This is a genomic window from Streptomyces cellostaticus, from assembly GCF_023630175.1.
Classification (GTDB): domain Bacteria; phylum Actinomycetota; class Actinomycetes; order Streptomycetales; family Streptomycetaceae; genus Streptomyces; species Streptomyces cellostaticus_A.
The window spans coordinates 232,874-247,297 of the sequence record NZ_JALLIN010000001.1 but is presented as its reverse complement, the minus strand read 5'-3'; the positions used below and the strand labels follow the sequence as shown (position 1 = coordinate 247,297).

The window sequence follows — 14,424 nt, the reverse complement described above, 5'->3', positions numbered from 1 at the left end:
ATGGACGTACGAAGCGTGATGACGGAGCTGCGCGAGGCCGTGGGCTCCGACGGGTTGGAGCGGGTCGAGGAGTGCCTGGCGATCCTCGTCGGTGAGAAGGCCCCCGAGTACCTCCACGACGACCAGGAGCCGACCCGCCTGTTCTTCCCCGGCATCAGTGCCCTGCCGTGGCACGACACGGCCGCCCAGCCGTGGGTGGCCGGGATGGAGGCCGTGTTCGAGGAGATCCGCGCGGAGTTCCTGGCGCTGCGCGACGCGGAGGCCCGCTTCGCCCCGTACGAGGACCTCTACACCAAGGAACTCGGCTGGCAGGGCTGGGACACGTACCAGATCTACCGCGACGGGGCCTGGCGCGAAGAGGCCCGCGAGCGCTGCCCGAAGACCGTCGAGGCGCTGGCCGCGACCCCGCACGGGCCGCGCGACGGCATGTTCACCGTCCTCAACCCGGGCGTCCACATCACCCCGCACACGGGCGGCGTGAACCTGCTCCTCACCGCGCACCTCCCGCTGATCGTCCCGCCCGGCTGCGCCATCAAGGTCGGCGACGACGAGCGCGGCTGGGAGGAGGGCAGGGTCATCCTCTTCGACGACAGCTTCATCCACGAGGCGTGGAACCGGGGCACGCAGCAGCGCGCGGTCCTCCTGTGGGACGTCTGGCACCCGGACCTGACGGAGACCGAGGTCCGTGCCCTCGAACACCTCATGCCCCGCTTCCAGCGCTACCTGATGGCGGTCTGACCCCCACCGCCGGCGGACGGACGGCCCGCCCCTCGGCCGGGACCGCGACCCGGCCCACCTCCGGACGCGGCCCCGTGCCCCGGGACCGGGATCCGTCCGCCGAGTCGGCGCCCGGGGCCCGGTCCCCCGTCCGCCGACGGGCCGCCCCTCCCGCCCGCCCCCCCCACGGACCGAACATCCGCCGAACGCCCCCACGGACCATGCCCGTCCGCCGACGGGCCGGAACGCCCGCCGGCCGGGGGACGGCGCGCCGTCCGACCGCCCCGCCGCCGCGCGGTGCCCGCACCGAGCCACCGAACGGAGACCAACGTGTACGCAGAGCCAGTCCGGCCGGACCGGGACGACGAGACCGACGGCCGCATCGCCGTCATCGGCATGGCGGGGCGCTTCCCCGGAGCCGGTTCCCCCGACGAGCTGTGGAGCCTGCTGGTGGCGGGGGAGGACGCCGTCACCCGCTTCACGCCGCAGGAGCTGACCACCGCGGGCGTGCCCGCCGCAGAGGCGACCGCGCCGGGTTACGTCCCCGCCAAGGGCGTCCTCGACGACATCGCGGGCTTCGACTCCCGGCTGTTCGGCTACAACGCGCTGGAGGCGTCGGTCATCGACCCGCAGCAGCGGATCTTCCTGGAGTGCGCGTGGGCCGCGCTGGAGGACGCGGGCTGCGACCCGGACCGCTCCGCCGGTCCCGTGGCCGTCTACGCCGGGTCGCTGCTGAGCACGTACCTGGTCCACAACCTGCTGCCCCGCGCCGATCTGCGCGCCACCCTCGGCGTGCCGCTGCTGTTCCAGAGCAACCAGCCCGACCAGCTCGCCACGCGTGCCGCGTACAAGCTGAACCTGCGCGGGCCCGCCGTCACCGTGCAGAGCGCGTGCTCCACCTCCCTCGTCGCCGTGCACATGGCCGTGCAGAGCCTGCTCGGCCAGGAGTGCGACGTGGCCCTCGCGGGCGGTGTCACCGTCACCGTGCCGCACCGGTCCGGATACCTGCCCGTCGAGGGCGGCATCGAGTCGCCGGAGGGACGCTGTCGCCCGTACAGCGCGCAGGCCGACGGCACCGTCTTCGGCAACGGCGCCGGTGTCGTCGTCCTCAAGCGGCTCACCGACGCCCTCGCGGACGGCGACCGGGTGCACGCCGTGCTCCTCGGCTCGGCGGTCAACAACGACGGTGCCGCCAAGGCCGGTTACACCGCGCCGGGCGTCGCCGGGCAGACGGCCGTGATCCGGGAGGCGCTGTCCGTCGCCGGTGTGTCGCCGCGCACCGTCGGCTACGTCCAGGGCCACGGCACGGGCACCGCGCTGGGCGACCCCATCGAGGTCGAGGCGCTCACCCTCGCCTACCGGGCCGCCGAGGCCGAAGCCGGGGCAGGGAGCGGCGCCGCGGCCCCCTGGTGCGCCCTCGGATCGGTCAAGTCGACCGTCGGCCACCTCGACACGGCCGCCGGGGTCACCGGCCTGATCGCCGCCGTGCAGGCGCTGCGCCACGGCACGATCCCCGCCACCCTGCGCGGCGACGGCACGACCGCCGCCGACGCCCTGGCCGGCACCCCGTTCCACGCCCCCGCCGCGCCCGTCGACTGGCCCCGCGGCGACACGCCCCGCAGGGCGGCCGTCAGCGCCTTCGGTATCGGCGGCACCAACGCCCACGTCATCCTCGAGGAGGCCCCGCGCCGGCCCGCCGAGGACGCACCCGCCGACGGCACGCCCGCCATGCCGGTCGCGCTGCCCCTGTCGGCCCGCACCGCCACCGCGCTCGACACCGCCGCCCAGCGGCTCGCCGCGCACCTGGAGGCCCACCCCGGCGTGCCGCTCGCGGACGCCGCCCGCACCCTGCGCACCGGCCGCCGCCTGCTGGACCACCGCCGGGTCGTCCTGGCCCGGGACACCGCCGGAGCCGTCGCCGCCCTGCGCGGAGGAGACCGGCGCGACGCCGTCGCAGCCCGCACCGACCGGGTCGACGCCCCCGTGGCGTTCCTGCTGCCCGGTCAGGGCACGCAGCTGCCCCGCATGGCGCTCGGCCTGTACGACGCGCACCCCGTCTTCCGGGCCGCGCTGGAGGAGTGCGCCGCGCTGCTGCGGCCCCTGCTCGGCCGCGACCTGATCGCACTGCTGCGCGACGGCACGGAGGAGGAGCTGCGCCGCACCGACCTGCTCCAGCCCGCCGTCGTCGCACTGGGCCACGCCCTGTCCCGGCTGTGGGAGCACTGGGGCGTACGGCCCGCCGCGCTCCTCGGGCACAGCCTGGGCGAGTTCACCGCCGCCGCCCTGTCCGGCGTCTTCGACCTGCCCGACGCGCTGCGTCTCGCCGCCGTACGCGGCCGCCTCATGGCGGAGACGACGCCCGGCGCCATGCTCGCCGTGCCGCTGGCGGAGGACGCCGCGGCCGAGGAGGCCGCCGCCCGCGGACTGGACCTGGCCGCCGTCAACGGACCCGAGGCCGCCGTGCTGTCCGGCCCGGCCGACGTCGTCGAGCGGGCCGCCCGCGCCTTCGAGGAGCGCGGCCTGCGGGCCCTGCGGCTCCCCGTCGACCGGGCCTTCCACAGCGCCCTGTGCGACGAGGCCGCCGCACGGTTCGCCGACGAGGTCGCCAAGGCCGCCCGCCACGCGCCCCGCGTGCCGTTCGTGTCCGGCGTGACCGGCGACTGGATCACCGCCGAACAGGCCGCCGACCCCGGCTACTGGGCCCGCCAGATGCGTGCCCCGGTCCGCTTCGACCAGGGACTGCGCACCCTGACCGCCCTCGACGAGGGCCTGGTGCTGGTCGAGAACGGTCCCGGCAGCGTCCTCACCGACTTGGTGCGGTCCGCGCGGCCCGGCGCCGACGCCCCGCGCACCGCACCGGCGCCGCTCCCCTCGCGTGGCCGCCGCGGCCCGGAGGACGAGCCCGCGAGCGCTGTCCTGTCGCTGGCCGGACTGTGGGCGCACGGCGCTTCCGTCACCTGGGAGCCGGCCGCACCCGGGGCCCGTGTCACCGGCCTGCCCGGCTATCCGTTCGAGCGCCTCCACCACTGGATCGACCCCGGCGCGGCGGCCACCCCCGGCGGCGCCGCCCCCGCGGGCGCCGCCACGGAGCAGGACCTGGCCGACGCCCTGCACGCCACGCTCGTCTGGCGCCCGCTCGGCGCCGGGACGGCACCGGGCGAGGCCGGCGAGGCCGCCGACCCGCTGCGCGGCCGCCGCCAGACCTGGCTCGTCCTCATGGACCGCCGGGGCGCCGCGCAGCCCGCCGTCGACCTGCTGACCGCGCGCGGCCAGATCGTCACCGTCGTACGGCCCGGCCCCGAGTACCGGCGCGTCCGGCGCGGTGTGTACGAACTCGACCCGGCCGACCCCGCCCAGTACGCCAAGCTCCTCGCCGACCTGCGGGCCCTCGTCCGCACCCCGACCGCGATCCTGTACGGCTGGGGCCTCGACAGCGGTGGCGGCGCGCGGGACGGCGGCGCCGACGAGACCGCCTGCTACTTCGGGCTGGTCCGGCTGGCCCGCGCCCTGGCCGAGGAGAGCGTCGTCAACGACGTCCGCCTCGGCGTGCTCACCGCCGGCGCGTTCCGCACCGCCCCGTCCGAGCGCCCCGACCCGGCCGCCGCGATGCTCAGTGGCCCCGTCCAGGTACTGCCCGAGGAGTACGCCAACCTCCGCTGCGCCCAGATCGACCTGGCGGCCGGCGCCGCCCTCGACGAGACCGCCGCGCAGGCCGTGCTCGGCGCCGTCCTCACCGCGCCCGCGCGCCTCCTCGCCCTGCGCGACGGCACGCTCCTCACCCGTACCGTGCACACCGCCGAGCGCCCCATCCCGGCCGCGCCCGTCCGGCTCGCCGACGGCGCCACCTGGGTCATCACCGGCGGCCTCGGCGGCATCGGCCGGACCCTCGCCGCGGACCTGGCCCGCACTCGCGGCGCCCGCCTCGCGCTGCTCTCCCGCACGGCCCCGGAGCCGGACGACGGGAGCGGGGCGCGGGACGACGGCGGACACGCCGCGTTCCTGCGGGAGCTGCGCGACGCGGGCGCCGAGGCCGTCGCCGTACGTGCCGACGTCACCGACGCGGCATCGCTCGCCGCGGCCCTCGACCGGGTCCGCGCCCGGTTCGGCCGCATCGACGGTGTCGTGCACGCCGCCGGCCTGCCCGGCGGCGGCTCCGTCGCCCTGCGCGGCGACGACGAGGCGCGCGCCGTTTTCGCCCCCAAGGTCGACGGCACACGTCACCTGCTCGCCGCGCTCCGCCCCGACGAGGCGGAGGTCCTGGTGGTCTGCTCCTCCCTCGCCACCCTCGTCCCCACCTACGGACAGGCCGACTACGCCGCCGCCAACGCCTACCTGGCCGCCGCCGCGGAGGCCGAGGCCGCCGCGGGCACCCGCCGAGCGATCGCCGTGGACTGGGACATGTGGGCCGGGGCCGGCATGGCTGCCGACGCCGAGGTCCCCGCCGACCTGCGCGCCCTGCAGGAGCGCATGCTCGCCGGCGCCCTCACCGCCCGCCAGGGCGCCCGCGCGTTCGCCGCACTGCTCGACGGACCCGCCGGACGCCATGTGGTGGCCCGCCCGTCGGCGGTCGTCGCCGACGGCACCCTCAGCCTGGCCGTGGACCAGCCGACCGCCGCGCGGCCCGCCGCCGTCGCGCTGCCCCGCCCGGACCTCGCCACCCCGTACGCCGCGCCGAGCACCCCGACCGAGCAGCGCCTCGCCGAGATATACGGCGAGATGCTCGGCATCGACCGGGTCGGCGTCCACGACGACTTCCTCGACCTCGGCGGGCACTCCCTGCTCGCCGCGCAGATCGTGGCCCGGCTCCGCGCCGAGTTCGACGTCGAGGTGCCCGCCCGCGCGTTCTTCGAGGGCGGTCGCGTGGCCGACCTCGCCGAGCTGATCGAGGACCGCATCCTCGCCGAACTGGAGAATCAGTGACCAAGCCCACCGGCCGGGAGGACCGACTCGCCCGGCTCACGCCCGCACAACGGGCCGCGTTCGAGGCCCGCGCCCGCGGCCGCGCCGCCGCGACAGGCACCGACACGCCCGCCGCCGCCCCCGGCGCCCCGGACGGCGCCACCGGCCGGAGCGCCGTCACCCCGGCCCCGCGTCCCGCGCCGCTCTCCTTCGGCCAGGAGCGACTGTGGTTCCTGGAGCAGCTCGCTCCCGGGCTCGGCGTCCACAACGAGTACGTCGGCCTGAGGCTCACCGGCCCGCTCGACCTGGCCGCGCTCGACGGCGCCCTCACCCGGCTCGCCGACCGCCACGAGGCGCTGCGCACGGTCGTCGACACCGTCGACGGCACCCCGCTCCAGCGGGTCCTGCCGCCCGGCCGCTCCGTCCTGGAGGTCGTGGACGTGGAGCCTGGCGCGGCGGAGGCACGGGCCGCGGAGGAGGCCGCCCGCCCCTTCGACCTGGCGCGCGGCCCCCTGTTCCGGGCCGTGCTGCTCCGCTCGGCGCCCGACCGCGCCCTGCTGGTCGTCGTCAACCACCACATGGTCGGCGACGCCTGGTCCCGCGCGGTCCTCGTGGACGAACTGTGCGCCGGCTACCGCGCCCACCTCGACGGCACCGGCGCCGACACCCCCGCGCCGCCCGTCCAGTACGGCGACTTCGCCGCCTGGCAGCGCCGCGAGCTGACCGACGAGAACCTCGCCGGGCACCTCGACTACTGGCGGGAGCGGCTCGCGGGCGCCCCAGCGCTGCTCCACCTCGCCGCCGACCGGCCACGCCCCGCCGTGCCCACCCACCGGGGCGGCCGGGTCCGCTTCACCCTGGACGCGGCGCTCACGGAGTCCGTCGAGGCGGTGGCACGGCAGGCCCGCGCCACCCCGTTCATGGTGACGCTCGCCGCCTGGCAGGCCGTCCTCATGCGCCACTCCGGCCAGGAGGACATCGTCGTCGGCGTCCCCACGGCCGGGCGAGACCGGCCCGAACTGGCGGGTCTCGCCGGCATGTTCGTCAACAGCCTGGTGCTGCGCGCCGACCTGGCCGGCAACCCGTCGTTCGGCGAGCTGCTCGACCGGGTGCGGGAGGCGTCCCTCGGCGCGTTCGCCCACGCCCAGGTGCCCTTCGAGCGGCTCGTCCGCGAGCTGAGCCCCGACCGGGACCTCGGCCACGCGCCGCTCTACCAGGTGCAGTTCGGCTACCGGAACGTCCCCGAGCGGGCCCTGTCCCTGCCCGGAGTCGACGTCGAACCCGCCGACCTCGACAACGGCCTGTGCCGCATCGACCTGAGCCTCGAACTGGCCCGGCACGGCGACGTCACCGAGGGCATCTGCGAGTACAGCCGCGACCTCTTCGAAGAGCCGACGGCGCGGACGCTGACCGACGCGCTCGCGCGCGTCCTGCGCCGCGCCGCCACCGACCCGGATCTGCGCCTGTCCGAACTGCTCGCCCTCACCCCGGCCGAGCAGGCACTCCTCGACGCGGCCGGCGACGGCGGGCCCCTGCCGGACGACGCCCCCGGCGTGCTTGCCGGGTTCGCCCTGGCCGTACGGGCCCGGCCCGACGCCGAAGCCGTGACCTGCGCGGGCGAGACCCTCACCTTCCGCGCCCTGCGCGCCCGCGTCGACGGTGTCGCGGCCAGGCTGCGGGACGCGGGCGTCCGCCCCGGCGACCGGGTCGGCGTGGCCCTGCGCCGCTGCGCCGACCTGCCGGCCACGCTGCTCGGCGTCCTCACGGCGGGCGCCGCGTACGTGCCGCTCGACCCGGACTACCCGGTGGAGCGGCTGCGGTACGTGTGCGAGGACGCGGTGCCCGCCGCCGTCCTGGTCCACGCCGCGACCCGTGCCACCTTCGCGGACGGCGTCGTCCCGGCCGGGGTGCCCCTGCTGGACATCGACACCGACACCGGCTCCGCCACGGCCGCCGGGGCGGGGGAGGGGGACGGCGGCCGTCCGGACCCGGAGTCCGCCGCCTACGTCATCCACACCTCCGGCTCCACGGGCCGCCCCAAGGGCGTGGTGGTCCGGCACCGCAACCTGACGGCGTTCCTCGCCGCGATGGACCGGGTGGTGGAGACCGGCGGGGAGCCGGTCACCTGGCTCGCCGTCACCAGCGTGTCGTTCGACATCTCCGTGCTCGAACTGCTGTGGACGGTCAGCCGGGGCCACCGCGTGGTCCTCACCCCCGACAAGGACCACGCGCCGGCTCCCGCAACCCGGGAGCCGGTACGCGAACAGGCCCCGGAGTTCAGCCTGTTCTACTTTGCCAGCGACACCGGCGGCACCCCACCCGGCCCCGGCCAGTACCGGCTCCTCATGGACGGCGCGCGCTTCGCCGACGAGCACGGCTTCAGTGCCGTGTGGATGCCGGAGCGCCACTTCCACGCCTTCGGCGGGCCGTTCCCCGCCCCGTCCGTGCTCGCCGCCGCCGTCGCCACCGCCACCCGGCGCGTCGGCATCCGCGCGGGCAGCGTCGTCATGCCGCTGCACCACCCGGTGCGCGTCGCGGAGGAGTGGTCCGTCGTCGACAACCTGTCCGGCGGCCGCGTCGGCGTGTCCTTCGCGTCCGGCTGGCATGTGGACGACTTCGTCCTCGCCAAGGACGCCTACGACGACCGGCAGGCCCGCACCCTCACCGGCATCGACCAGGTGCGGCGGCTGTGGCGCGGCGAGCGCGTCCCGCTCGAGGGACCCGGCGGCCGCACCGTCGAGACCGCCGTCCTGCCCCGCCCCGTCCAGCCCGAACTGCCGTTCTGGCTCACCTCGTCCGGCAACCCGGAGACCTGCCGCGCCGCCGGCGAGGCGGGCGCCCGGCTGCTCACCCACCTGCTGGGGCAGAGCGTCGAGGAGCTCGCGGAGAAGATCGCCGTCTACCGCGAGGCGTGGCACCGCGCCGGGCACGCCGGGGCGCCGCACGTCACGCTGATGCTGCACACCTTCGTCGGCGCCGACGCCGACGACGTGCGCTCCCACGCCTGGGAGCCGTTCCGCTCGTACCTGCGCTCCTCCGTCGGGCTCATCCAGAACATGGCCCGCGCGCTGGGCGTCGACGTCACCGCCGACGACTTCACCGAGGACGACCAGGAGGCCCTCCTCGATCACGCCTGTGCCCGCTACCTCGCGGACAGCTCGCTGATCGGCACCGTCGAGGACCGGCTGCCGCTCGTCCGCCGGCTCACCGAGGCCGGGGTGGACGAGATCGCCTGCCTGATCGACTTCGGTGTGGACGCCGACGCCGCGCTGGGCGCGCTGCCCGCGCTGGCCGTCCTGGGCGGGCGCGCCGCCACCGCCGCCGCGCCGGGCACGGCCGCGCGGGACGGGAGCCGTGACGCCGCCTCGCCGACCGCGCTGATCCGCGCCCACGGCGTGACCCATCTGCAGTGCACGCCGTCCCACGCGCGTGCCCTCCTCGACGAGGCGGACGCGGCGGCGCTCGGCACCCTGCGCGAACTGCTCCTCGGCGGCGAACCCCTCGACGCGGGCCTCGTCGGGGCGCTCGCCCGGCAGGTGCGCGGCACGATCCGCAACATGTACGGACCGACCGAGACCACCGTCTGGTCGACGAGCGACACGGTCGACCCGGCAGCGGGCGCCGTCACCATCGGGCGGCCCATCGCCGGAACCACCGTCACCGTCCTCGACCCGCACGGCCGCCGCGTGCCGCCCGGCGTCCCCGGGGAGCTGTACATCGGCGGGGCCGGGGTGACCGCCGGCTACCTCGGCCGCCCGGAACTGACCGCCGAGCGCTTCGTCCCCGCCGGCGCTCCCGACCCCGCCGCGACCGGCGGGGGAGAGGGCACCGCCGGGCGACCGCGCCTGTACCGCACCGGAGACCTCGTCCGCGTACGCCCCGACGGCCGCCTCCAGTACCTCTCCCGCAACGACAACCAGCTCAAGATCCGGGGCTTCCGCGTCGAGGCCGGGGAGGTCGAGGCCGCGCTGACCGCCCTGCCGTCCGTGCGCCGGTGCGTGGTCACCGCGTACGAGCCGGGCACCTCCCGCGCCGCCCTCGCCGCCTACCTGGTCCCGGCCGCGCCGGACGCCCCGCCCGCCCCGGCGGAACTGCGCGCCGAACTGGTCCGCCGCCTCCCGTCGTTCCTGGTCCCCTCGCACTTCGTGGTCCTCGACGCGCTGCCGCTCACCGGCAACGGCAAGGTGGACCGGGGCGCGCTGCCCGTGCCGGTGCCCGAGCGGACCGGGGCCGCGGAGTTCACCGCGCCCCGCACCCCGACCGAGGAGACCGTCGCCCGGGTGTGGGCCGACGCCCTGCGCATCGAACGGGTCGGCGTCCACGACGACTTCTTCGCGCTCGGTGGACACTCGCTGCTCGCCACCCAGGTCGTCGCCGGGATCCGCCGCGCGCTCGGCGTGGGGCTGCCGCTGCGCACCCTGTTCGAGGCGCCCACCGTCGCCGCCCTCGCCGCCGCCGTGGACGCCCTCACCGGCACCGCTCAGGACGTCGCGGCACAGGAGGAGGCCCCGGCCGCGCTCCGCCCCGACCCGGCCCGCCGGCACGACCCGTTCCCGCTCACCGACGTGCAGCGGGCCTACTGGATCGGCCGCAGCGGCACCGTCGGCGGCGACGTGTCCTGCCACCTCTACGTCGAACTCGACGTGGACGACGTGGACCTGCCCCGCCTCGAACGCGCCTGGCAGGCCCTGGTGCGGCGCCACGACGCCCTGCGCATCGTCGTCGACGAGAACGGCGAGCAGCGCGTCCTCGCCGACGTGCCGGACTACCGCATCGCAGCCGAGGACCTGCGCGGCCTCGACGCGGCGGAGCGCGAGAGCCGGCTCGGGGCCACCCGCCGGGACATGTCCCACCAGGTGCTGCCCTCCGAGGTGTGGCCGCTGTTCGACCTGCGCGCCAGCCGCACCACCGGCACGGGCGCCCGCCTCCACTTCGGCATCGACACCCTCATCGCGGACGGCGGAAGCACCCAGATCCTGCTGCGTGAACTCCTCGCCGTGTACCGGGGCGAACTCGATCCGCGCCCGCTGGAGCTGTCGTTCCGCGACTACGTCCTGGCCGAGCGTTCCCGCCGCGAAGGAGCGCGGCGGGAACGCGACCTGGCCTACTGGCGGGACCGGCTCGACACGCTGCCGCCCGCGCCGCCGCTGCCGCTGGTGCGCCGCCCCGGCGAACTGGCCGAGACCCGGTTCGGGCGCCGGGAGGCGTACCTCCCGGCCGACGTGTGGGCCCGGCTGAAGGAACGGGCCGCCGCCGCGCGGATCACCCCGTCCGCGCTCGCCCTGTCCGCGTACGCCACCGTCCTCGGCGCCTGGTCCGGCGCGGGCCGCTTCACCCTGAACCTCACCCTCTTCAACCGTGTGGGCGACCACCCTGACCTGCCGGCGCTCGTCGGCGACTTCACCGCGCTGACGATGCTGGAGGTCGACGGCGCAACCGACGGGGCGTTCGAGGCGCGGGCGCGCCGCATCCAGGACCGCCTCTGGGAGGACCTGGACCACCAGCTCGTCAGCGGTGTGTGGGTGGCGGGCGAGCTGGCCCGCCGCCGGGGTGTCGCCGAGGCCGTCATGCCGGTCGTCTTCACCAGCGAGCTCGGCGCCGACACCGCCGGCGGCGCACTCGCCGCCGGGCCGGGTGCACGAGTCGCGTACACCATCACGCAGACCCCGCAGGTGTGGCTCGACCACCAGATCGCCGAGCACGAGGGCCGCCTCCGCCTCACCTGGGACGCCGTGGAGGCGCTGTTCGCGCCCGGCACGCTGGACGACATGTTCGGCGCGTACACGGCGCTGCTCAGCGCGCTCGCCGACGAACCGGCCGCCTGGGACGACCCCCACCGCGAGCTCCTCCCGGCCGGCCAGATCGCCCGGTACACGGCGCTCAACGCCACCGACGGGCCGCTGCCGGACGGGCTGCTGCACGAGCCGTTCCTGGCGCGCGCCGCCCGCGAACCGGACCGCACCGCCGTCGTCTCGGCCACCGGCACCGTCACCTACGGCGAACTGGACCGGGCCTCCCTGGCCGTCGCCCGCGCCCTGGGCGACGCCGGGGTGCGGGACGGCGACCTCGTCGGCGTCCTCGCCCACCGGGGCTGGGAGCAGGTCGCCTCCGCGATCGGCGTCCTGCGGGCGGGCGGCGCCTACCTGCCGCTCGACAGCGGGCTGCCCGCCGACCGTGTGGCCCGCTCCCTCGCCCACGCCGGGGCCGTCGCCCTGCTGCTCCCGGACGTCCTCCCGAACGGCCACCCGGCGGGGGACGCGGCGCCCGACGGTGTGACGGTTCTGCGGTTCGGCGACGCCGTCGACCGCGGCACCGCCCTGGGCTCCGGCCGGAACCCGCGGCCCGCGACCGCCCCCGGCGACCTGGCGTACGTCATCTACACCTCCGGCTCCACCGGCGAGCCGAAGGGCGTGATGACCGACCACCGGGGCGCCCTCAACACCGTCACCGACATCAACGAACGGTTCGGCGTCCACGCCGAGGACCGCCTGTTCGGCCTGTCGTCGCTCGGCTTCGACCTGTCCGTGTACGACATCTTCGGCACCCTCGCGGCCGGCGCGGCGCTCGTGCTGCCCGGCCCCGGCGACGAGCGCGACCCGGTCCGCTGGGCGCGGCTCGTAGCCGAGCACGCGGTCACCGTCTGGAACTCCGTACCGGCCCTCATGGAGATGCTGCTCGTCCACGCCTCCGGCAACCCGGCGGCGGACGTCGAGTCCCTGCGCCTGGTCATGCTGAGCGGCGACTGGATCCCGGTCGGCATGCCCGGCCACATCCGGCGGGTCGCCCCGAAGGCCGAGGTGATCAGCCTGGGCGGCGCCACCGAGGCGTCGATCTGGTCGGTGCTCCACCCGGTCGGCACCGTCGACCCGGACCGGCCGAGCATCCCGTACGGGCGGCCCATGCGGAACCAGCGGATGTACGTCCTCGACGACGCGTTCCGGCTGCGGCCCAGCGGTGTGCCGGGCGCCCTGTTCATCGGCGGCGTCGGCCTGGCCACCGGCTACCGCAACGCGCCCGCGCCGACCGCCCGCGCCTTCCCCGAGCACCCGGTGACGGGCGAGCGCCTGTACCGCACCGGCGACCTGGCCCGCCTCCACCCGGACGGCGAACTGGAGTTCCTCGGCCGGGAGGACTCGCAGGTCAAGGTGCGTGGCATGCGGATCGAGCTGGGCGAGATCGAGGCCGCGCTCGTCCGGACGGACGGCGTCCGCGAGGCAGCCGCCCTCGTCGAGGGCTCCGGCACGTCGGCGCAGCTCGCCGTGTACGTGGTGCGCGAGGCCGCACCGGCGGCGCAGGTCCGCTCCGGGGAGGCGGACGCGGGAGCGACGGACGCCGCACCCGCCGCGGGCGGTGCCCCGCTGGACGCCGAGCGGGTACGCCGGCTGGAGACCCGGCTGAGCCAGCCGGGGCGGCGCCGGGACCTCGCGGGCCGCGAGATCGTCCCGTTCGCCCTGCCCGCCGACACCCGCGAACTGCGGGCCGCGTCCGCCGGGCGCGGCGCCGCGACCCGCTTCGGCCGCGGGCCGGTCCCGGCCTCCGGCCTGTACGCCCTGCTCACCGTGCTCGCCCGGCAGGACGACGACGGCGTGCCGCGCTACGCGTACGGCTCGGCGGGCGGTCTCTACCCGGTGCAGACGTACGTCGCGGTGGCACCGGGCGGCGTCGACGGAATCGGCTCCGGAACGTACTACCTGGACCCGGCGGGCCCCGCCCTGGTGGCGCTCGACGGACCGGAGGGCGCCGGACGGGCCCTCGACCCGGCGCTGTTCGGGGAGTTCAACCGTCCGCTGGCCGGGGCGGCCCGTTTCGCCGTGTACCTGGTGGCCAGGAACGCGGCCGTGGCGCCCGTCTACGGCGAACTCGCGCGCCCCTTCACGTTGCTGGAGGCCGGCGCGATGGCGCAGCTGCTGCGGCAGCGCGCCGCCGACTGCCGGATCGGGCTGTGCCCGGTCGGCGACGTGTACGCCGAGCCGCTGCACCGCGTCCTGGGTCTGGAGGACGACCAGACGGTGCTGCACACGCTGCTGGGCGGCCTGCCCGACGCGGCCGCCGCCGGCCTCGGCGATCCGGAGGCGTGGGCGGCGGAGCTCCGCGCCGAACTGGCGCGCAGGCTTCCCGCGTACATGGTGCCCCGGCACGTGCGGGCAGTGGACGCGCTGCCGCTGTCGGCCAACGGCAAGGTCGACCGCAAGGCGCTGGCCCGGCTGGGCGAGGCGCGAGAACCCTCCGCCGCGTCTTCGGCCGCGCCGCCGGTGGCGGGCGCCGCGGCCGTGCCGCCGGCCACGCCGGTCGCCGCCGTCCCCGCCGTCGCGGGCGGCGCCGTTCCGGCCGCCTCGGCGGCGCCGGTCCCGGCCGACGGCCGGGGCCCGCTGCGAGGATCCACCGTGGAACAGGTCTCCGCGCTGTGGCGGGAGGTGCTGGACGGCCAGGAGATCGCCGTCGACACGAACTTCTTCGACGCGGGCGCGACCTCCATCCACCTGGTGCGCCTCCAGCGCCGGATCACCGAGGAGTTCGGCACGGAGCTGTCGGTCGTCGACATGTTCGACCGCCCGACGGTAAGGCTCCTGGCCGAACTGCTCGACCGGTCCCCGGCGCCCGCCCCGGCCCCCGCCGCGCCGGTGACCGCCGCCTGGTCCGGTTCCGCCGACGCGGCCCCGCCCGCCGGGCCGGACACCCCGGCCGACGAGGAGGGCGCCGAACCCCCCGCCGGACGGCGTCGGCACCACGAGCGGCGGCGTGCCGCCCGCCGCGCCCAGGGCCCCGGCAGCCCGGCCGCCGACTGAGGCGGCCCGCGCGGACGGGGCT

At 76.9% G+C, this 14,424-nt stretch carries 3 protein-coding genes; all 3 read left to right on the top strand.

Annotated elements, in window-relative coordinates; all coding sequences use genetic code 11:
• The 3 genes from MXD57_RS00655 (at position 1) to MXD57_RS00645 (ending at position 14,402) form a co-directional block, all read left to right on the top strand.
• Positions 1-738, top strand: a complete 738-nt coding sequence (locus MXD57_RS00655; protein ID WP_250399242.1) for an aspartyl/asparaginyl beta-hydroxylase domain-containing protein — start codon at positions 1-3, stop codon at positions 736-738.
• A 309-nt stretch (positions 739-1,047) separates the two neighbouring features.
• Positions 1,048-5,637, top strand: coding sequence for a type I polyketide synthase (locus MXD57_RS31705; RefSeq protein ID WP_250399241.1), 4,590 nt, complete (start codon positions 1,048-1,050; stop codon positions 5,635-5,637).
• The gene (locus MXD57_RS00645) at positions 5,634-14,402 is read left to right on the top strand and encodes a non-ribosomal peptide synthetase (protein WP_250399240.1); all 8,769 of its coding nucleotides are present in this window, start codon (positions 5,634-5,636) and stop codon (positions 14,400-14,402) included. The genes MXD57_RS31705 and MXD57_RS00645 overlap by 4 nt, the downstream gene beginning before the upstream one ends.
• The last annotated feature ends 22 nt before the right edge of the window (positions 14,403-14,424 follow it).